The following is an 18,879-nucleotide window of genomic DNA, read 5'->3' on the forward strand; positions in this document are numbered from 1 at the left end:
GTTTTGAGCGTTGAAGATAATGATTTTTTATAAAAACTAATGAATGTTAGTTGAAATATTCATTAGTTTTACGCAAATTAATTAAACAATGGAAGATATTTTTGTTGGGATATGGTTTCTTTTTGTATTAACAATGACCTTTTTACCTATAATGTGTTTAATACATGTTATTACACATCAATTTAGAAATTTAAAAACAAAATTTCTATGGATTTTTGTTGTAGTATTAATTCCATACTTAGGTCCTATTTTATATTATTTAAAAGGTCGAAATATGGTTATAAATAACTAAAACCTCATCACCAAACCAACTCCCGCTTGATTATTTTGATAAACAGGAAAAAACATTGTCGCCACTTTTGATTCTTTATTTTTTGGAGAAAACCAATTGTTAATCGTAGGAAATAACCAATACGCCAATTCCGTAGATAAAATCCCTATTCCCGCTCCAGCAACAACATCTCCAACCCAATGGCGATTATTGATAACACGATAAACACCTGTAAAAGCTGCCAAAGGATATCCAGCCAAACTCAACCAAAAATTAGAATCTTGATATTCTCGAAACATAAATTGAGCCGTAGAAAATGCATTCGCCGTATGTCCAGAAGGAAAAGAAAGATTGTTTGTACCATCGGGTCTTTCTTCTTGTACAGTGTGTTTTAGCCCCATCACCAAACCTGTATTGATGATTTGAGATGTTGCAAAAATAATTGTACGATCTCGTAAATTATGTTTCCCTTGAACGCCAGCCAAATTCAATCCATAAACCGCTGCTGCAGGTAAATATTGTGTATAATTATCAAATTTATTTCCTTTTGTTTTATCTTCTAAAATTTCGTTTTGAGTAGATTTATTCAAATTATCCAATGCTGGAATTGCCAAACTCAGACTTCCATATGTAATTAAAGTCGCAGGAATAATCAACTTTTTGGCGTTGAAATGATAAACTTTATCTTCTGGATTAAATATTTGCTTTGGAATAGAATCAAGTTGAATTGAATCGGTTTTAGTTTGCTGAATTGTATCTTGTGCATTCCCTTTTATAGAAAATATTGAAAGTAATACACAATTCATGACTATCGTTTTTGTTTTAATTTGGTTCATTTTCACATTCATTTTATTGAACAAATGTATTTGAAACCTCCTTACACAAAACTTAAGATTTGATTAAGAAAAAAGCCATTAGAAATAATCCAATGGCTTTTAAAAAATATCTATTTATAAATTTCCTCGACGCTCTTGCTCTCTTTCTAAAGCTTCAAACAATGCTTTGAAATTACCTGCTCCAAACGATTGCGCTCCATGACGCTCGATAATTTCGTAGAATAATGTTGGACGATCTTCGACTGGTTTCGTAAAAATTTGTAACAAATAACCTTCTTCATCACAATCAACCAAAATTCCTAAATCTTGTAACTTCTTAATATCCTCATCAATTTCACCAACGCGCTCTGGAATCATATCGTAATAAGCCTCTGGTGGCGCTGATAAAAACTCAACTCCACGAGATTTAAGTTCTGTCACAGTTTTTACAATATCCTTAGTTGCAACTGCAATATGCTGCACTCCTTCTCCTTCGTAAAAATCTAAATATTCTTCTACTTGAGATTTCTTTTGACCTTCTGCAGGCTCATTAATAGGGAACTTTGAATAACCATTTCCGTTACTCATCACTTTCGACATTAATGCTGAATATTCTGTATTGATTTGCTTATCATCAAACGATAAAATATTTACAAATCCCATGACATCTTGGTACCAAGCAACCGCTTCGTTCATACGATTCCAACCCACATTACCAACGCAATGATCCACATACAATAAACCACAATCTGTTGGTTGATATGTTGATTCAGACTTCACATAGCCTGGCATAAAAGGACCTTCATAATTTTTACGTTCGATGAACATATGCACGGTTTCACCATATGTATAAATTCCAGACATTTTTACTTCACCAAACTCATCTGTAATCGTAGTTGGTTCCATATAAGGTTTTCCTCCACGTTTCGTTGTTTGCTCAAAAGCATCGTACGCATCATCTACCCAAAGTGCTAAAATTTTAACTCCATCACCATGTTTCATTGCATGTTGACAAATTGGAGAATCTGATTTTAAACCAGAAGTTAATACCAAACGAATCTTCCCTTGTTGTAAAACATAAGAAGCTCTATCTCTCACTCCAGTTTCTGGGCCAGCATACGCAACTTCCTGAAATCCAAAAGCTGTTTTGTAATAATGTGCAGATTGTTTTGCATTACCAACATAAAACTCGATATAATCGGTTCCATTAATTGGAAGAAAGTCTTGTGCTAATGCTATTTTTTCAGCAAATGTTTGTGTACTCATTTTTATTGTGTTTTTTATTTTATTGTATTCAGTAAAAAGTAAAATGTATTAAGTTTTACTATAATTATTTAGATTCTTCGACAAGCTCAGAATGACAGTTACGCCAAGCTTAATTTATTCCAGCTTTTCTTCAAATTAACTTATGAGATATTGAAACAAGTTCACGATGACAAATCGCGCAACTCATAACTCATAACTCATAACTCATAACTTTTAATAAAGCCAAGATTTATAATAATCTGGATCTTCTATTTCTAACGCTTGTTCAGTTAACATCAATGGTCTGAAAGGATCAATCATTACGGCTAATTCATGTGTTTCTTTCGCTCCAATCGATTTTTCAACTGTACCAGGATGTGGACCATGCGGAATTCCTGCTGGATGTAATGTAATTTGTCCTTTCTCCACCGATTTTCTCGACATAAAATCTCCATCCACATAATATAATATCTCATCAGAATCGACATTACTATGGTTATAAGGTGCTGGAATCGCATTTGGATGATAATCGAAAAGACGCGGAACAAAACTACAAATCACAAAACCTGCACCTTCGAAAGTTTGATGAACAGGTGGCGGTTGATGGATACGTCCTGTAATTGGCTCGAAATTATGAATAGAAAAAGCCCATGGATAATGATAACCATCCCAACCTACAAAATCGAAAGGATGAGTTCCATAAACGTAAGGATAAATTAATCCTTCTTTTTTGATCATAATCTTGAAATCTCCGTGTTCATCATTTGTTTCAAGATTTTGAGGACGTTTAATATCGCGCTCGCAAAAAGGCGAATGTTCCATTAACTGTCCAAAATGATTGCGATAACGACGAGGTGTTTCAACTGGGCTAAATGATTCTGTAATAAACAATCGGTTATTAGAATCATTAAAATGAAGTTGATAAATAATTCCACGTGGAATCACTAAATAATCTCCATATTCAAATTCAATTTGTCCATAACCAGTTTTTAAAACTCCAGAACCTTCGTGTATAAAAATTACTTCATCCGCCATCGAATTTTTGTAGAAATAATCAGTCATCGATTCTTGTGGCGCAGCCAATGAAATATGCAAATCATTGTTAACCAAAACTGGTACACGAGATTCTAAATAATCTTTGGTAGGTTCTACTTTAAAACCTTTTAAAGAGGTATGTTTTAAATGTTTTGCGCGGGCAATTTTTGGCTCTACCGAATAAGGTTCGCTAATCGCTTTTACCAAAGTTGGTGGATAACAGTGGTAAACATTGGAATACGTACTCGAAAATCCATGCGTAGAAACTAATTCTTCTGCATATAATTCTCCATTTGGTTTTCGGAATACCGTATGTCGCTTTTGTGGGAATTCTCCCAAATGATGATAAAGTGGCATATCGTATTTTGTTTGTTATTTTGATGAAAAGGGATATAGATGACGAAATTCGTCAACAAATAATCTGCAATATTCTAGTGTGAATATTGAGCAAATACAATTTTGGAAAGTAAAGCAGAAGTTTGCTTATTCATTCCAACAAATAAAGGTTTAATATTTTCTTTAATTGTTTGCATTTCTTTTCTGTGGTTATCTCAAAGATAGAAACATTTTTTGATTGTACAAAATACCTTACTAAAAAATGCTTTACAACAATTATTTTCAATATCTTTAAAAAACTACATATAACCCGTAGTGCATTATTGAACTAGATTAATTTTGAGATTATTTATGTTTCTTTATTGAGATACTGAATGGTTGTTAATACCGTTATTCTAGCTAAAATTCGCTGTTATATGAAAACGTATTACGTCAAGCGTAGAACGTAGCAAAAACCTATGCTTCTATTGTGGTTAGAAAAGATTATATATTCATTTTGGCTTGATCCAAAGCGAACCAAAAAAATCAAGTCCGTGCCTACAAGTCGGTCAATAACGACTACTCACTAAATGCTTTAGAACATTCGCATAAGAAATGCGAACATAAATCATTGTTAACGCTCACTACGCCGAATTGACGCTCGACTCTTCAGCAATGACGGTTTTAAAATTCATTGTTAAAATGAATTTGAATATTGAAAAAGAATTAAGAAACTGGCATTAAAACTCACACGTTAAGAAAATGATTGAATAAAACGTAAAAAAGGTTTTAGCCCGTAGGGTTTTTAAAATCTTTAGTGAAATGAGAACATTTTTAGTAGTGAGGTTTACAGCCAAGTCTTTGCTTGTACTGATCCTGCCGAAATATTGATTACTTTTTTGTTCTTTTCCCTGTAAGGCATATGAATACCAATAATTAAAATGAACAGGAAATGAATAAAAAATGAAAGAAAGAGATTCTTAGATAAACTCAGAATGACAACAAACAAATTGTATTTCAATTACAAATTCTCAAGCTGAATTCATTTCAGCTTCTTATTATCGTCAGTCAGAGTGACGTTTGTAAAACGTAGTATCGAAGACTTAGACGAGAAATAACGACTACTCACTAAATGCTTAACTATGTTCATTTTTAACTTGACACAAAAACATTTGAAATTAAAAGGAGAAGCTCTAGTAGAGCTTAGGTACATTTTTAAACTTTTACCATAATGCAAAGTCTGTGCTAACAGAGTATGTGATTACAAAACGTCAAGACTGCGATTATCGACGTTCAATCTTCATTTTACTCACTAAAAATATTAAATGACTCGCTATCGCTCACTAATCTTTTTTACGCTCGTTTCAATGGATTGAATCTCGTCTGCAAATCGTATGTCGGTTTTGGTACTCTTATTTACAATAATCTTGTCTCTTCAACAATGACGGTTTTTAATTCATTGTTAAAAGTGAAAATCAGTTGCTTTATTTCCATCGTAATATACATTATCAATTCCAATATGTCCAATATCATTTAACTGTGATCCAACACCTGTCCAACCGTTAACCAATTCATCATTAAAACTAAATTTATTAGAACCTAAAGTCTGTCCACCTTGTTCTCCTGGTTGAATATTGTAAACCTTGCTTTACCAATTTAATCGACTGCATAACCAGTTCGGGCGTAATCAGATTTGCAGCACCTATTTCGTCTCCTTTTCCATAAGGTGATGTTTGTCAACTGGTATCTTTCGGATCAATTAAAGTTTTATCTTGTGCGTAACCAATAGCTACAAATTTGATTATAGGTTTTGTTTTCATCTATTTTCTTATTTTTAGATTTTCGCCAATTCTGTATTGATGAATTTCATTTCTTCAGCAGAAATAGTAATATCCATTGCTTTTGCATTGGCTATCGCTTGTTCAGCATTTCTTGATCCAGCTAAAACAATCGAAATAGCAGGTTGTAAACTTGTCCAACGTAAAACTAATTGTGAAAGTGTAGCTCCTTTTTCTGCTGCAATTGGAGTAATTGTTTCAAGGAAAGTTTTTACTTTATCTAAATCAAATTGTTGGAAATAACCATTTCTGTGGTCATTATCTTTCAGTTTTCCATCTTTAAAGTATTTTCCGGTAAGTAAACCTCTTTCCATTGGGCTGTACACAATAATTCCTAAATCATTATCCAAAGCATAAGGAACTAAGTCCTGCTCTACTCCGCGGTTCAGCATACTATATCCAACTTGATTACTCGCGCTATTTAGTGTTTTACGCGCTTCTTCTACTTGATCCACACTGTAATTACTTACACCAGCAGCACGAATTTTACCTTGTTGAATTAAAATTTCCAAGGCTTCCATCGTTTCTGAAATTGGCGTTGTAGTATCTGGCCAGTGAATTTGCAATAAGTCGATATAATCCGTTTGTAAACGTCTTAGACTGTCTTCTACTTCTTTAATAACACTTTCTTTTGATGAATATTTATAAACAGGAATTGCTTTTCCATTTTCTTCTGCATCAAAGAAAAATTCACCTTTTCCCTTATTACTTCCGTCCCAAACTAAACCGAATTTTGTTAACAATTGAATTTTTGTTCTATCATAACCTTTTATAGCTTCACCAATCATTTTTTCGCTCAATCCAAAACCGTAAAATGGCGCTGTATCCAAAGTTGTTACACCATTTTCGATAGAAGCTTGTACCGATGCAATACTATCTTTTTGCTCGTTTCCACCCCACATATTTCCACCGATAGCGAAGGCTCCGTAAGTGATTGCTGATAATTCTAAATCTGTATTTCCTAATTTTCTGTATTCCATTTTTTATAGTTTTTTTGTTAAATAAATTTGTGGTATTTCTTGTAATTTTTCGACAACCAATTTGCCAAATTCTAAGATATAAGACTGTTGATTATGCTCATCTAAACCCTGTTGATCTCTCCAAATTTCGTAGAAAACAAATGTATTTTCGTCCTGCGAACCTTGATGCAAATCATACTGAATATTAGCATCTTCTTTTCGGGTTTCTGTAACCATATTCTGCAAAACAACTGTTACATCTTCGCGATATTCAGGTTTTGCTTTAATAACTGCTGTTAGGTAAATCATACCAATTCTTTTTCTTTAATGAATATGTTTTCTAAATGTTCTCTATATGCTATACGGTAATTTTCGATACGTTCTTCAGTTGCATTTTTTTCCAAGTCGTGGAAATGGAAACCGTTTATTCTACTTAGTCCTGCAAACTGATTCATTTTGTGGAAACCAAATAAAACACCCTCATCAACTGTTTTTTGATCGAAAAATTCTCCTTCTAAAGTAAAAGCCGTTTCTGGCGCATTCCATGTCGTATTAACCATATATTTTTTACCTTGCATCAATCCACCTGTTCCGTAATTAATTGCTGGATTTTTGCGTGAACGACCATCATTTCTATAAATTCCATTTTCATGTCCAGCCGTAAAAACTTCGTCGATATAATATTTCAAGCGATTTGGAACTTGAAACCACCAAATAGGAAAATGGTAAATAATCAAATCTGCCCATTTAAAATTCTCTACTTCTTCAAAAGCATCAAATTCATCATTTATATTTGTAACACGAAAATCAAAACCTTTTTCTTGTAAAAATTCTGTTGTCCAATTATTTAATGTTTTATTGAAAGCTCCACCTGAATGGGCAAAGTTTTGCGCTCCGTTGATAATAAATATATTCATTTGTATAATTTTAATTATTGATAGTGTAAATTTCTATCATATTTATATATTATACAAATAACTTAAATTATATATTTTTATCAGAATAGTGATAGATTAATTTATCGACTCTTTTGTTTATCAGCTATAACAATTGTTTTTCTTCCACCAATGCCATTTTTATCATAATCGTATACTTTAGGGATTTCACTCAATAGAAAAAAACTGACTAACTATAAGGTTAAATTTTGTGTTTGATATATTTAATTATTCGGATATACTTACGATGGTCTTTCCTGAACCCTGACCACTTTGAGCGTAAAGATGAGCTTCAGCTACATGATCAAAATCAAATACTTTATTAATAAGTGGTTTTAATTTTGATTGTCCAACCCAAATAGTTAACTGATTCATTATTTCTTTTAATTTATCGATTCCTTGCAGATTATAATAAATCAATAGAGTAATCATATATACAAAATGAAGGTTTAATGCTTTTTGGTGTAAAATTGAAATATCAATCTTTTTATCTCTAGTAAGAGTAGAGACAATCGAACCATTTATCTTAGCAAGCGCAAAACTATTGAATAGATTCTCTCCTCCAACATTATCAAATACAACATCATATCCCTGCCCATTAGTATACTTATCAATAATCTGATTTATATGCTTTTTTTTATAATTAATGGTATAATCTGCTCCTAATTTACTTGCTAATTTTGCTTTGTTTACACTTGAAACCATTGCATGAACCTCTGTTTCACAAATTTTTGCTAGTTGTAACACAACATGGGATTTATAGCACTAGCTTTTACTTTGATTAGCACTTGATCTGGTAAAACCTGTGGTTTTAACACTTCTATTTGCTTAAAAACCTTGTGAGGATCTCCATATTAATCAATTTATAGATACTTTCATATTATACTAAATTATAGTAAGCTATTTTCCTGTTTATAGGTTTTCCAATCAAGATATCCTTCCATAGTTAATCCATAGTGCAATTCTCTTTTTGGTTCAGTTAAAGGCCAATTATTTTCTAAACGTTCAACTAAATCAGGATTAGAGATAAATGGTTCACCAAAACCTGCAATATCAATTACACCTTGATTGATTAATTTTTCTGATTTTTCTCGGTCCATTCCACCTGCCAAAATAATTATTCCATCATACCATGCTCTAAAACGCTCTAAAAACCCTTCTGGAATAGCAAAACTTCCTCTTGATTTTTGATCCATAATATGGATATAAGCAATTTTTCTTTTACTTAATTCTTGGGCTAAATACTCATAAGTTTCCTCTATCTCATCATAATGAGGTAATTCATGTAAACCTCCATAAGGAGTTAAACGAATACCAACTTTATCCGCGCCAATTGCTTCAATACTTGCATCGATTGCCTCTAGTAAAAAGCGACTTCTATTCTCAATGCTTCCACCGTATCTATCAGTTCTATTATTTACATATGGATTTAAAAACTGTTCGATAAGATATCCATTAGCTCCGTGAAGTTCAACACCATCAAAACCTGCTTCAATAGCATTTTTAGCTGCATTAGCAAAATCAAGAACTACTTGATAGACCTCTTTAGTTTCTAAAGCTCTTGGTTTAGAAGCTGTCACAAATCCTTCTTTTCCATTCTCGTCATATCCCCAAGCAGAAGAATTACTAGCCTGAATATTGGAAGGAGCTACTGGAGCCTGCCCATCTGGTTGATTAGAAACATTTGATATACGTCCAACATGCCATAGTTGAGTAAAGATTTTACTTCCTTTAGCATGAACTGTTTCAGTAACTAATTTCCAACCTTGTACTTGAGCAGGTGTATATAATCCAGGAATATGAAGTACACCAGAGGCAGTAGTTGAAATTGCAGTTCCCTCCGTTATAATCAAACCTGCTCCAGTGCGCTGACTATAGTACTCAGCATTATATTGTTTTGGTATTCCGTCCTTATTTCTAGCTCTTGTCATTGGAGCCATTGCGATACGGTTTTTTAATTCTAACGAACCAATTTTTGCTAGTTTAAAAATATTAATTTTCATCCTTCTATTTTTTTAAATTAATTGTACTCTATTTTTATTTGTTTTCATATAAATACTAAATATGATTATGCCTAATATAACCATACCAATAGCTACAATCTCAGCTGATGTATATCCATATCCTTTTTCTAGGGGAACACCTCCTAAATAAGCTCCTAAAGCATTTGCGATATTAAAGCAAGCTGGTCCTAAAGAAGCAACAAGTAATTCCGAATTACTCTTAACTGACTTTAATAACAATAAAGTTAAAGACGGGATTAAGGCAAAAGAGACAACACCTGTTATAAATGTCATCACTAAAGACAACCAAGTAATCTGAGCCGTAAAATAAATAGTTCCCATAGTTAAAATTTGTAAGAAAAGAACAATCATTACAATCTTAGATGCAGAGAATCGATCTGTGAGTTTTCCTCCAATTAAGTTACCAACGAACATGCCTAATCCCGCTAATACCATAATATAAGGCATATTTTGCTCTTGTACACCTGATACTTGTGTCATTAACGGAGCGATATAACTGATCCATGCAAATAATGCTCCTGGGGCTACAGAAAAAATTAAAATCATAAACCATACTTTACTATCTTTAAAGATTACAAAATCGCTCCATGGATTATTTTGGTTTTCTTGTTTTTTAATTTTTACCTCAGGCATCCATAGTTTTAAACTAACAAGAGTAAGAATTCCAATAATTACAATCAATAAAAAAGTATATCGCCAAGAAAAGTGATGTCCTATGTAGGTCCCTAAAGGCACCCCTAATAAATTCGCTAGCGTTAAACCTGAATACATAGTTGCTACAGCTTGAGCTTCTTTTCCTTTTCGAGCTAATTTACTTGCCACTACTGAACCAACACCAAAGAAAGCACCATGAGGTAAACCAGAAATAAATCTAGAAAGCATTAAAAATTCAAATGAAGGTGCTATAACTGACAAAGCGTTAAATATTGTGAATAACAACATCAAACCTAAAAGCATTTTTGTTGATGAATACTTTCTCATACCAACTATAAGTAAAGGAGCTCCTATAACAACTCCTAAGGCATAAGAAGTGATCAAATATCCAGCCTTGGGAATAGATACATCAAAATATTTTGCTACATCTGGTAACATTCCCATAATTGTAAATTCTGTTACCCCTATTGCCAATCCACCAAGAGCTAATGCTAATAAACTTTTATTCATTATTATAATTTTAATTATTGATACTGTAAATTTCTATCATTTTTTTTTATTTTAAAAATAATTTAAATTGTACCTTTGTATCATAATAATTATATAAATGAGAAAACAATATCATTTTCGTCGAATAAATCAGCAACTTTACGCTTGGGATGTGGATCGATTGATTCAGTTAACGCAAGAGCTTCAATCAGAAACAATTGCTTTAAAAGACATCAAAGAGTATAACGAAACTTATTGGTACAGCGATGAAGGTGATTCGCCTACTTGTCGATCAATTACCGAACATATAAAATTGATCCAAGAAGCTGATCTTGCTTATCCTATAATTATTTGTCCAGAAGGTAAATTGATGGATGGTATGCATGGTGTTGTAAAAGCGCATTTAGAAGGATGGACTTCTATACAAGCTTTTCGATTAGCGATGCTTCCAAAGCCTGATTATATTGATGTCGATCCAAATGATTTACCCTACGATTAAGTTTAAAAACAAAAAATTATGCATTGGAATTTAGAATGGTTGCGCACATTTAAAGCGATTTACGAAACAGGAACTTTATCGGCGGCGGCTCAAGAATTGTTCATCTCTCAACCTGGTGTCAGTCTGCATTTGAACTCATTGGAAGCCTATACGGGATCAAAATTATTTGATCGTTCGGCGCGTAAAATGGTTCCGACTGAAAAAGGAAAAATATTTTACAATTATATTATCGACCCACTAAAAAAACTCGAAAATGGAGAACAACATTTCCATAAACGTGCGCAAGATGAGCGGGTAACGATAAGTGTAGGAATGTGTTTTTCATCTTTTTTCTACTCTCCTTCATACTGGACAAAAATGGACAATAGCGGTTATTAATGGCATATACTAGCTATCGCATCTTAAAACCTCAAAGCCAATATATTACCCCACTAACTCACTGTTAAATAATATAAAAAAATTAAGATTATGGCCGAAATAAAAATAGGAATACTTAGCGGATTCTCAGGAAAAGTAGGAACAGTGATTGGTGTCAACTGGCGTGAAAAGTATATTATCCGAATTCTACCAAAAGCACTTAAAAAGGAGCTTAATCTAACAGATAAACTTTAGAGATATTTTTTTATAACGTTAATTATTTTTCCAACTTTTGCTTAATAAGGGGCTATAATATATAAAATTGCTACTTATTACTATTTTTAATATAGACTATTTTTGATCATAATTCTTCTTACTTTAATCGTTGAACAATTACTCTATCAATTGTTTTATTATCATTATAAGAAGGATTAATATCTGATGTAGCTTTAGAATTTTCTATATTTATTACAACTTTAGAAGAAAGTACTTGAAATTTTGCAATAAGAAAAAGTAATCATTTTTTATAGTTTTTTTTCTATGACATAAAATATTACTTTTCTATAAAAATATACCTATGATAAATAAAGATAAAAATATTAATATCCAAAAATGGATTGATGATTATACATTGGACCTATTAAAAAAAACTAACTATTTAATATCTAACAAAGAAGATGCAGAAGATTTAGTACAAGATGTTTTTATTTCAGCTTTTGAAAATTATGAGAAATTTCAATGGAATAGCTCTGTAAAAACTTGGTTAATTAGTATTTTGAAAAATAAAATTTCTGATTTTTACAGAAAAAAATATAATAATAAAAATGAGATCACTTTAGATTATTTTTTTGATGAAAATGGTAATTGGATTGATAAAAATATATTAAATGATTGGACAGAAAATGAAAATAATATTAGAGAAAACTATTTAGAAAATTGTTTAGAAAAATTACCTAATAAATGGTTAATTCCTATAAAACTATACTATTTAAAACAAAAAAAAACAGAACTTGTTTGTCAGGAAATAGGAATTACATCGACTAATTTATGGAAGATTCTTCAAAGAGCTAGATTACAATTAAGAGAGTGCATTGAATCTAATTTATCTAATTAAAAATTAACTTATGTGGAATAAAATTATTCATTGGGTTATTATGCCTTGTAATGAAATAACATTTGAAATAGAGAAAAAAAATTCAAAAAAAATCTCATTAATTCAAAATTTGAGATTGAATTTACATATTTATAGTTGTAAATGGTGCGCTTCTTACTACAAAAAAGTAAAGCTAATAGATAATCTTTTGAATAAACAAAATTCAAAAGAAAAATTAATTAATGTAGATGATCTAAAATCTAAAATAAAGTCCAAAATAGAAACTCATTGTAAACATGAGTAAATACATTACGAATGTTTATCATCAAAAAATAAAGTGTATAAATAATATTTTCTTTTTAAACTGCTATTTTTAAGACTAAAATATTTATTAAATAATTTCCAAAGTATAGTCTAAAGTTAATTTTTATTTTAATTATAATACATCACATATTTAATGAAATTTAAGATAAATTCATAAAACAATAAAAAAACTCAAACCATTTTAAATGATATATTTACAATGGTTTTTTTTATAAAAATTATAGAAAGATTAATATCTAACAAAAAAAATAGATTTTTTTTGTCAGGTTTTAATTATTTATACGACTACTATTATAAAAGATCGTATATACAATAAAAATTATTAAAAAATGGAAACAAAAAATTTAGTTCATACTCATAAAGATAATTTGAATATTAATTCACCCTTTATAAATCTTTACAAAATAGGATATTACTTACCTCTATTTGGAACAGTATTACTTTTAGTGTGGATAGGCATTTTTAAGTTTACACCAACAGAGGCTCAAGCTATAAAGTCTCTTGTAGAAAATCACCCATTATCGTTTTGGATTTATAAAATATTTAGTGATCAAACTGTATCTAATATAGTTGGAGTACTTGAATTACTTGTAGCATTATTAGTTGTTTTAACTTTAAAATATCAATCATTAAAAAAATATGCGGGAATAGCTATTCTTATTATTTTCGGAACAACTCTTAGTTATCTTTTTACAACTCCCGGGATTTGGAAATTTGTTGATGGAGTTCCTGTAACAGATTTTTTCATTTTAAAAGATATAGCTTACTTCGGCTTTGGTTTCACTCTTTTAGCTCAATCTTTAAATAAAAAATCATGAAAAAATTATTCATCATAAGCTCATTAATTATTACAGGAATAATACTAACAAGTATAAGTTGTAAAACTCATAAAAATAATTTAGTTAAATCGAATAAACATCAGAAAATGAATAACACATCAGAAAATGAAATATATTTTGCAGGAGGATGTTTTTGGGGAACAGAACATTTTTTTCAACAGGTCAGAGGGGTTACAAATACAGTTGTAGGTTATGCTAATGGAACTATAGAAAAGCCTTCTTATAAAGAAGTGATCACAGGTAAAACTGGTTTTGCTGAAACTGTCAAGGTAACTTATAATCCTGATATAGTTGATCTAGGATTATTAATTGATTTGTATTTTAAGACAATAGATCCTACGAGTCTAGACAAACAAGGAAATGACTTAGGGACACAATATAGAACAGGAATTTATTATACAAACCCAACTGACTCTAAATTAATCGATCAGAAGTTAAAAGATTTAGAAAAAAATTATAATCAAAAAATTGTAGTAGAAAATATGCCTTTACATAATTTTTATGATGCAGAAAATTATCATCAAGATTATTTAAATAAAAATCCAAAAGGATATTGCCATATATCACCAAGTTTATTTGATGATGCTCGTAAGGCAAATCCTATTCAAGAAAAAGAATATATCAAAGAAAGCCAAAGTGAACTTAAAAAACATTTAACTTCTTTGCAATACGATGTTACACAAAATGGTGCAACAGAAAAACCTTTTTCAAATGAATATAATTCTGAATTTAGAGAAGGAATTTATGTAGACATAACAACTGGTGAACCTCTTTTTGTGTCAACGGATAAATTTGAATCAGGTTGTGGCTGGCCAAGTTTCTCAAAACCAATCAGTAAAAATCTTATTGAAGAAATAAATGATAATTCTTTTGGAATGAAAAGAACTGAAGTAAGAAGTAAAACTGGTAATGCTCATTTAGGTCATGTTTTTGATGATGGCCCAAAAGATAAAGGAGGATTGAGATATTGTATTAATAGTGCATCATTAAAGTTTATATCAAAAGAAGAAATGAAAGCTAAAGGATATGAAAAATATTTATCCTTAATAAAATAAAAACTAATAAAATTCTATTTCTAAATATTATAAAAGGTATTACTTAATGTTTACAGATTGTAATTTTTAATAAAACATTTGTTAATGTTTTACAAAATTATATTTTGTACAATATAATTTTGTAACTTTGTTATGTAATTTAATATTGATGAACTATGAAAGATACGCTAGAACTAGATAATCAATTTTGTTTTCCCATATATGCGCTTTCAAAAAAGATAATCAACATGTACCGTTTATATTTAGATCCACTTGATATTACCTATCCACAGTATTTAGTGCTTATGGTTTTATGGAAAGAACAACAGCAAACAGTAGGGCAATTAGGTGAAAAACTTTTCTTAGACAGCGGTACACTAACACCCTTACTAAAAAGAATGGAGCAAAAAGAAATGGTTGTTAGAAGTAGAAACATTGAAGATGAGCGCATTGTAGTAATCTCTTTGACCAAAAAAGGAAGTGCTTTGAAAGAGAAAGTCAAAGATATTCCAGAAAAATTGTTAGAATCAATGGCGATATCTGTAGATGAGCTTAAACAATTAAAAAAAATAGCAAATAAAATTTTAAACAAACAACAATGAAAAAATTATATGAAACTCAGGCTACAGCTACGGGAGGTAGAAGCGGACAAGTAAAAAGTGAAAACGGTGTTTTAGATATGCAAGTACGTACTCCAAAAGCATTAGGAGGTGCAAATGATGACTTTTTAAACCCTGAAATGCTATTTGCAGCAGGATATTCTGCCTGTTTTGATAGTGCATTGAATTTGGTGATCAAACAGCAAAAAATAAAAACAGGAGAAACGAGCGTTACAGTAAAAGTAGCTATCGGACAATTAGAAAGCGGAGGTTATGGTCTTGCAGCTGAGATACATGCTAATATACCAGGTGTTTCAATGGAAGAAGCTCAAAATCTTATTAAAACGGCACATAAAGTATGTCCTTATTCTAATGCAACTCGTGGAAATATTGAAGTTATATTAAGTGTTTCTGTAAATTAATACAAATGATATGGAAATTATAGCAAGTATTTTAACCGCAGTTGTTGCAATTGAACATTGTTACATTCTTTGGATGGAAATGTTTGCTTGGGAAACAGCAGGTAAAAAAACATTTAAATCTTTACCAAAAGATTTATTTACTCCTACGAAAGCATTAGCTGCTAATCAAGGTTTATATAACGGTTTTTTGATTGCAGGACTTATTTGGTCTTTTCTTATAGAAAATCATGAATGGAGTTGTAATATTCGTCTATTCTTTTTAGGATGTATTACTGTTGCAGGTATTTTTGGAGGTATAACCTCTGGTAAAAAAATATTTTTTATACAAGGTATTCCTGCTTTAATTACCATGTTGTTTGTGTTTTTAACTAAATAATTAAAAAAATGTCATTAATAGAAGATTTAAATTGGAGACATGCAGTAAAAGCATACAATCCATCGCAAAAAGTTAGTCAAGATAAAATTGATAAAATTGTAGAAGCTGCTAGACTAGCACCTACTTCATCTGGATTACAACCTTTTAAAGTATTAGTTGTAGAGAACCAAGATTTAAAAAATCAATTAGTAGAAGGAGCTCTTAATCCTGAATGTATGAGAGATTGTTCACATGTAATTATTTTTGCTGCTTGGGACAACTATACAGCAGAAAGAATTGATAAAGTATATGATTTTACTACAGATGAAAGAGGATTGCCAAGAGGTCGTTTCGGAAGTTATACAGATAAAATAAAAGGTATTTACTTGAATACACCAGCAGAGGAAAATTTTGCACATACTGCTCGTCAAACTTATATTGCGTTAGGGCTTGCATTAGCACAAGCAGCTGAGTTAAAAGTTGATGCTACTCCTGTAGAAGGTTTTGATAACGCTATTGTAGATAAAGTTTTAAAATTAGACCAGCTAGGTCTTAAAAGTGTATCTTTAATGTATGTTGGTGTTGCCGATCCTGAATTAGACTGGATTGGATCTATGAAAAAAGTTAGACTACCAAGTGAAGAATTTATTGTTGAATTTAAATAATTAAAATTATGAAAATATTATTTGTTGTTACTTCTCATGATGAATTGGGAAATACAGGACATAAAACAGGATTTTGGGTAGAAGAATTTGCTGCTCCTTACTACAAATTTGTAGATGCTGGACACGAAGTTACTATTGCTACACCTAAAGGAGGACAAGCTCCTATAGATCCTAATAGCGAAACAGAAGCTGCACAAACAGAAGCTACAGAGCGTTACAATAAAGACGAAAATGTTCAAGCTTTAATTGCAAATACACATGTATTAGCTAATGAAAAAGCTGAGGATTACGATGCTATTTTCTATCCAGGAGGTCATGGACCACTATGGGATTTAGCAAATGATGTGCATTCTCAACAATTGATTTTAGATTTCTATAATGCTGGTAAGCCAGTTGGTGCTGTTTGTCATGCTCCAGGAGTTTTCAAGAATGTTACTTTAAGTAATGGAGAACCTTTTGTAAAAGGAAAAAATGTAACTGGTTTTTCTAATTCTGAAGAAGATGCGGTACAATTAACAGATGTTGTTCCATTCTTAGTTCAGGTTGAATTAGAAAAATTAGGAGGTCATTACTCTAAAACTGAAGACTGGGGAGTGCATGTTGTAGAAGACGGTTTATTATTTACAGGTCAAAATCCTGCATCTTCGGAAAAAGTTGCTGAGAAAATGATTGCTTACTTACAAAGTAATTTATAAAAATTGTTCCTTTAATGTAAATATTGATTTGTATTTGCGTTAGGGATTGTAGAGAAAATCCTTTCCTGATTAGAAAAGATTGCAACGGAAATCCCGACCAAAGGGAACGCCCAAATTTTATATTTTATATTTTATATAAAAGAATTCAATCAACTGTGAAAGTGATGATGATGATGAATTGATTGAATTTCAAGAGCCTATTTTAATACTTATCAAATAATTTATTTCAAATTATTTGATACTTAATTTTAAGTAGGCTCTTATTTATAGCAATAAACTGTAAAAATCACTGCCGTTTCAAATAAAAATCCATTTATTTTCCTTCATTAATTCCTTACTTTGTTAAACAAAAACTTCTATTGTTTTTTAAATAAAACAAATCCTTCATTTATGTTGAATATTTGAAGAGAAAAAGTATAGAATGAGATGAGTTTCTTTCATTACTTTTTTGAATTTATTAAATATGTTTCCATTTATGTTATTTCTATGTTATAATTACACATAAAGTAGAGAGTTTAATTATTATTGTGTACCTTTTAAAAAAATAAGTATGACAACTGGAAGAATTAATGATGAATTGGATAATTTAATATATTATATTAATGAATATCAAAAATCTCAATTTGCTTTAAGTAAAGCTATAAATAAAACTCAAATAGATGATGCTAATTATACTGTAGAACTTAACTTATTAGCAATAGAAGCGGTTTTTAATTTGAATCATGAATTAAAAGAAATTGTATTGCTTAATGAGAAAAATAAAAAAGAATGTATAGAAGGTTCTTTTTTATCTAAAAATTTTATAAACGATGTGAGAAATTATATTCAAAATGTAAAAAATTACGCTTAAAAGCTATTCAGAATTTTATATTATGATATTTCAAATGGGTTTGACTGTATTACAGTTGAACCTTTTTTCAAATATAATTAAGAGTTGATTTAAAAATAACCCCAAATTATCAATTGGGTGTGTCCATATAGTAATGAACTTAAGAAAAATTATCTTTTATATAAAAAATCACTCATTAACATTTCCAATCTTCTTCTATATATTTAAGAAATTTTAACATAAAACATCTAGCTAATAATTGTTTACCATCAGAAAAAACTAATAAATAATATGATTTCTAAGGTATTATTATAGTGAATAAATAAATTAAAAAAATTGATATTAATACAAATCCCTGCATAATATTAGTTTTCCCTGTTGCTAAAGAAATAGTAATAATAAATAATGACAATCCTAGTAAAATAGTTGATTTAGTATCAATACCTAAACTCATTCTTATCCCTGTAACTACAGATGTTATTGCAATTACAGGAATGCTAAGCCCAATGCTTGCTAAGGCAGAACCAAAAGCCAAATTTAAAGATGTTTGAATTTGATTATTTCTTGTGTAATCTCACCCATCTTAGG

The 18,879-nt window shown here is 30.5% G+C and carries 22 protein-coding genes and 1 pseudogene; 13 read left to right on the forward strand and 10 right to left on the reverse strand.

The genetic code is table 11. The annotated features are described in order from the left end of the window. The first annotated feature begins 151 nt into the window (after positions 1 to 151). The gene (locus tag B3M86_RS13895) at positions 152 to 292 is read left to right on the forward strand and encodes a PLD nuclease N-terminal domain-containing protein (protein WP_407933297.1); all 141 of its coding nucleotides are present in this window, start codon (positions 152 to 154) and stop codon (positions 290 to 292) included. Here B3M86_RS13895 and B3M86_RS00165 read toward each other — a convergent pair. The 9 genes from B3M86_RS00165 to B3M86_RS00205 all read right to left on the reverse strand — a co-directional run bounded on the left by B3M86_RS00165 (position 289) and on the right by B3M86_RS00205 (position 10,601). After that, complete coding sequence (locus tag B3M86_RS00165; protein ID WP_260509578.1) at positions 289 to 1,077, reverse strand: phosphatase PAP2 family protein; 789 nt, start codon at positions 1,075 to 1,077, stop codon at positions 289 to 291. The genes B3M86_RS13895 and B3M86_RS00165 overlap by 4 nt on opposite strands. A 144-nt stretch (positions 1,078 to 1,221) precedes the next feature. Beyond that, positions 1,222 to 2,352, reverse strand: coding sequence for a 4-hydroxyphenylpyruvate dioxygenase (gene hppD / locus B3M86_RS00170; protein ID WP_286500594.1), 1,131 nt, complete (start codon positions 2,350 to 2,352; stop codon positions 1,222 to 1,224). A 213-nt stretch (positions 2,353 to 2,565) separates the two neighbouring features. Next, positions 2,566 to 3,723 (reverse strand): homogentisate 1,2-dioxygenase, encoded by a 1,158-nt coding sequence (locus tag B3M86_RS00175; protein WP_221855015.1) that lies wholly within the window; start codon positions 3,721 to 3,723, stop codon positions 2,566 to 2,568. A gap of 1,792 nt (positions 3,724 to 5,515) precedes the next feature. After that, on the reverse strand, positions 5,516 to 6,499 hold the full coding sequence (locus tag B3M86_RS00180; RefSeq protein ID WP_291052339.1) for an aldo/keto reductase: 984 nt from the start codon (positions 6,497 to 6,499) through the stop codon (positions 5,516 to 5,518). A gap of 3 nt (positions 6,500 to 6,502) precedes the next feature. After that, positions 6,503 to 6,787, reverse strand: a complete 285-nt coding sequence (locus tag B3M86_RS00185) for a putative quinol monooxygenase (protein WP_221856550.1) — start codon at positions 6,785 to 6,787, stop codon at positions 6,503 to 6,505. Continuing rightward, a complete protein-coding gene (locus tag B3M86_RS00190; protein ID WP_125350263.1) occupies positions 6,784 to 7,395 on the reverse strand; it encodes an NAD(P)H-dependent oxidoreductase in 612 nt (203 codons plus the stop codon). The genes B3M86_RS00185 and B3M86_RS00190 overlap by 4 nt, the downstream gene beginning before the upstream one ends. A gap of 246 nt (positions 7,396 to 7,641) precedes the next feature. After that, positions 7,642 to 8,160 carry a zinc-binding dehydrogenase gene (locus B3M86_RS00195; protein WP_286496246.1) on the reverse strand — a complete coding sequence of 173 codons (519 nt, stop codon included), beginning with the start codon at positions 8,158 to 8,160 and terminating at the stop codon, positions 7,642 to 7,644. A 143-nt stretch (positions 8,161 to 8,303) separates the two neighbouring features. Then, positions 8,304 to 9,416: an alkene reductase gene (locus B3M86_RS00200; protein ID WP_291069026.1), complete on the reverse strand. Its 1,113-nt coding sequence runs from the start codon at positions 9,414 to 9,416 to the stop codon at positions 8,304 to 8,306. A 12-nt stretch (positions 9,417 to 9,428) separates the two neighbouring features. Then, positions 9,429 to 10,601: an MFS transporter gene (locus B3M86_RS00205; RefSeq protein ID WP_291069024.1), complete on the reverse strand. Its 1,173-nt coding sequence runs from the start codon at positions 10,599 to 10,601 to the stop codon at positions 9,429 to 9,431. Between the two features lie 97 nt (positions 10,602 to 10,698). Here B3M86_RS00205 and B3M86_RS00210 point away from each other — a divergent pair, with 97 nt between their 5' ends. From B3M86_RS00210 to B3M86_RS00265, 12 genes and pseudogenes are all read left to right on the forward strand, one after another. Beyond that, positions 10,699 to 11,079, forward strand: a complete 381-nt coding sequence (locus tag B3M86_RS00210) for a hypothetical protein (protein WP_125350406.1) — start codon at positions 10,699 to 10,701, stop codon at positions 11,077 to 11,079. Positions 11,080 to 11,097: 18 nt separating this feature from the next. Further along, a pseudogene (locus B3M86_RS00215) lies at positions 11,098 to 11,418 on the forward strand (LysR family transcriptional regulator); the annotation flags it as partial. A 129-nt stretch (positions 11,419 to 11,547) separates the two neighbouring features. Continuing rightward, a complete protein-coding gene (locus tag B3M86_RS00220) occupies positions 11,548 to 11,691 on the forward strand; it encodes a hypothetical protein (RefSeq protein ID WP_185144204.1) in 144 nt (47 codons plus the stop codon). Positions 11,692 to 12,013: 322 nt separating this feature from the next. Next, positions 12,014 to 12,550 (forward strand): sigma-70 family RNA polymerase sigma factor, encoded by a 537-nt coding sequence (locus B3M86_RS00225; RefSeq protein WP_291076563.1) that lies wholly within the window; start codon positions 12,014 to 12,016, stop codon positions 12,548 to 12,550. A gap of 632 nt (positions 12,551 to 13,182) precedes the next feature. Beyond that, complete coding sequence (locus B3M86_RS00230; RefSeq protein WP_115000182.1) at positions 13,183 to 13,671, forward strand: DUF417 family protein; 489 nt, start codon at positions 13,183 to 13,185, stop codon at positions 13,669 to 13,671. Then, a complete protein-coding gene (gene msrB / locus B3M86_RS00235; protein WP_038330688.1) occupies positions 13,668 to 14,747 on the forward strand; it encodes a peptide-methionine (R)-S-oxide reductase MsrB in 1,080 nt (359 codons plus the stop codon). The genes B3M86_RS00230 and msrB overlap by 4 nt, the downstream gene beginning before the upstream one ends. 155 nt (positions 14,748 to 14,902) lie before the next feature. Beyond that, positions 14,903 to 15,328: a MarR family winged helix-turn-helix transcriptional regulator gene (locus B3M86_RS00240; protein WP_180906579.1), complete on the forward strand. Its 426-nt coding sequence runs from the start codon at positions 14,903 to 14,905 to the stop codon at positions 15,326 to 15,328. Further along, entirely contained in the window at positions 15,325 to 15,747 is a 423-nt protein-coding gene (locus B3M86_RS00245) for an organic hydroperoxide resistance protein (protein ID WP_291072251.1), read from the forward strand. Before B3M86_RS00240 ends, B3M86_RS00245 begins: the two co-directional genes overlap by 4 nt. A gap of 10 nt (positions 15,748 to 15,757) precedes the next feature. Beyond that, complete coding sequence (locus B3M86_RS00250; RefSeq protein ID WP_286502449.1) at positions 15,758 to 16,123, forward strand: DUF1304 domain-containing protein; 366 nt, start codon at positions 15,758 to 15,760, stop codon at positions 16,121 to 16,123. 8 nt (positions 16,124 to 16,131) lie between these two features. Further along, positions 16,132 to 16,767, forward strand: a complete 636-nt coding sequence (locus tag B3M86_RS00255; RefSeq protein ID WP_125350410.1) for a nitroreductase family protein — start codon at positions 16,132 to 16,134, stop codon at positions 16,765 to 16,767. 8 nt (positions 16,768 to 16,775) lie between these two features. Beyond that, entirely contained in the window at positions 16,776 to 17,462 is a 687-nt protein-coding gene (locus tag B3M86_RS00260) for a type 1 glutamine amidotransferase domain-containing protein (protein ID WP_038330677.1), read from the forward strand. Positions 17,463 to 18,012: 550 nt separating this feature from the next. Next, positions 18,013 to 18,312: a hypothetical protein gene (locus tag B3M86_RS00265; RefSeq protein ID WP_291047609.1), complete on the forward strand. Its 300-nt coding sequence runs from the start codon at positions 18,013 to 18,015 to the stop codon at positions 18,310 to 18,312. 277 nt (positions 18,313 to 18,589) lie between these two features. Here B3M86_RS00265 and B3M86_RS00270 read toward each other — a convergent pair whose 3' ends face one another. Further along, the gene (locus B3M86_RS00270) at positions 18,590 to 18,844 is read right to left on the reverse strand and encodes a hypothetical protein (protein ID WP_349679588.1); all 255 of its coding nucleotides are present in this window, start codon (positions 18,842 to 18,844) and stop codon (positions 18,590 to 18,592) included. Positions 18,845 to 18,879: the final 35 nt, after the last annotated feature.

The sequence above is a fragment of the Empedobacter sp. UBA6305 genome, assembly GCF_002440405.1.
Lineage (GTDB): Bacteria > Bacteroidota > Bacteroidia > Flavobacteriales > Weeksellaceae > Empedobacter > Empedobacter falsenii_B.

Coding starts and splice junctions, on each gene's coding strand:
- hppD (WP_286500594.1), bottom strand. CDS start 2,352: ATGAGTACACAAACATTTGCTGAAAAAATAGCATTAGCACAAGACTTT.
- B3M86_RS00230 (WP_115000182.1), top strand. CDS start 13,183: ATGGAAACAAAAAATTTAGTTCATACTCATAAAGATAATTTGAATATT.
- B3M86_RS00205 (WP_291069024.1), bottom strand. CDS start 10,601: ATGAATAAAAGTTTATTAGCATTAGCTCTTGGTGGATTGGCAATAGGG.
- B3M86_RS00165 (WP_260509578.1), bottom strand. CDS start 1,077: ATGAATTGTGTATTACTTTCAATATTTTCTATAAAAGGGAATGCACAA.
- B3M86_RS00265 (WP_291047609.1), top strand. CDS start 18,013: ATGACAACTGGAAGAATTAATGATGAATTGGATAATTTAATATATTAT.
- B3M86_RS00220 (WP_185144204.1), top strand. CDS start 11,548: ATGGCCGAAATAAAAATAGGAATACTTAGCGGATTCTCAGGAAAAGTA.
- B3M86_RS00255 (WP_125350410.1), top strand. CDS start 16,132: ATGTCATTAATAGAAGATTTAAATTGGAGACATGCAGTAAAAGCATAC.
- B3M86_RS00225 (WP_291076563.1), top strand. CDS start 12,014: ATGATAAATAAAGATAAAAATATTAATATCCAAAAATGGATTGATGAT.
- B3M86_RS00190 (WP_125350263.1), bottom strand. CDS start 7,395: ATGAATATATTTATTATCAACGGAGCGCAAAACTTTGCCCATTCAGGT.
- B3M86_RS13895 (WP_407933297.1), top strand. CDS start 152: ATGTGTTTAATACATGTTATTACACATCAATTTAGAAATTTAAAAACA.
- B3M86_RS00260 (WP_038330677.1), top strand. CDS start 16,776: ATGAAAATATTATTTGTTGTTACTTCTCATGATGAATTGGGAAATACA.
- B3M86_RS00245 (WP_291072251.1), top strand. CDS start 15,325: ATGAAAAAATTATATGAAACTCAGGCTACAGCTACGGGAGGTAGAAGC.
- msrB (WP_038330688.1), top strand. CDS start 13,668: ATGAAAAAATTATTCATCATAAGCTCATTAATTATTACAGGAATAATA.
- B3M86_RS00175 (WP_221855015.1), bottom strand. CDS start 3,723: ATGCCACTTTATCATCATTTGGGAGAATTCCCACAAAAGCGACATACG.
- B3M86_RS00180 (WP_291052339.1), bottom strand. CDS start 6,499: ATGGAATACAGAAAATTAGGAAATACAGATTTAGAATTATCAGCAATC.
- B3M86_RS00240 (WP_180906579.1), top strand. CDS start 14,903: ATGAAAGATACGCTAGAACTAGATAATCAATTTTGTTTTCCCATATAT.
- B3M86_RS00210 (WP_125350406.1), top strand. CDS start 10,699: ATGAGAAAACAATATCATTTTCGTCGAATAAATCAGCAACTTTACGCT.
- B3M86_RS00185 (WP_221856550.1), bottom strand. CDS start 6,787: ATGATTTACCTAACAGCAGTTATTAAAGCAAAACCTGAATATCGCGAA.
- B3M86_RS00250 (WP_286502449.1), top strand. CDS start 15,758: ATGGAAATTATAGCAAGTATTTTAACCGCAGTTGTTGCAATTGAACAT.
- B3M86_RS00200 (WP_291069026.1), bottom strand. CDS start 9,416: ATGAAAATTAATATTTTTAAACTAGCAAAAATTGGTTCGTTAGAATTA.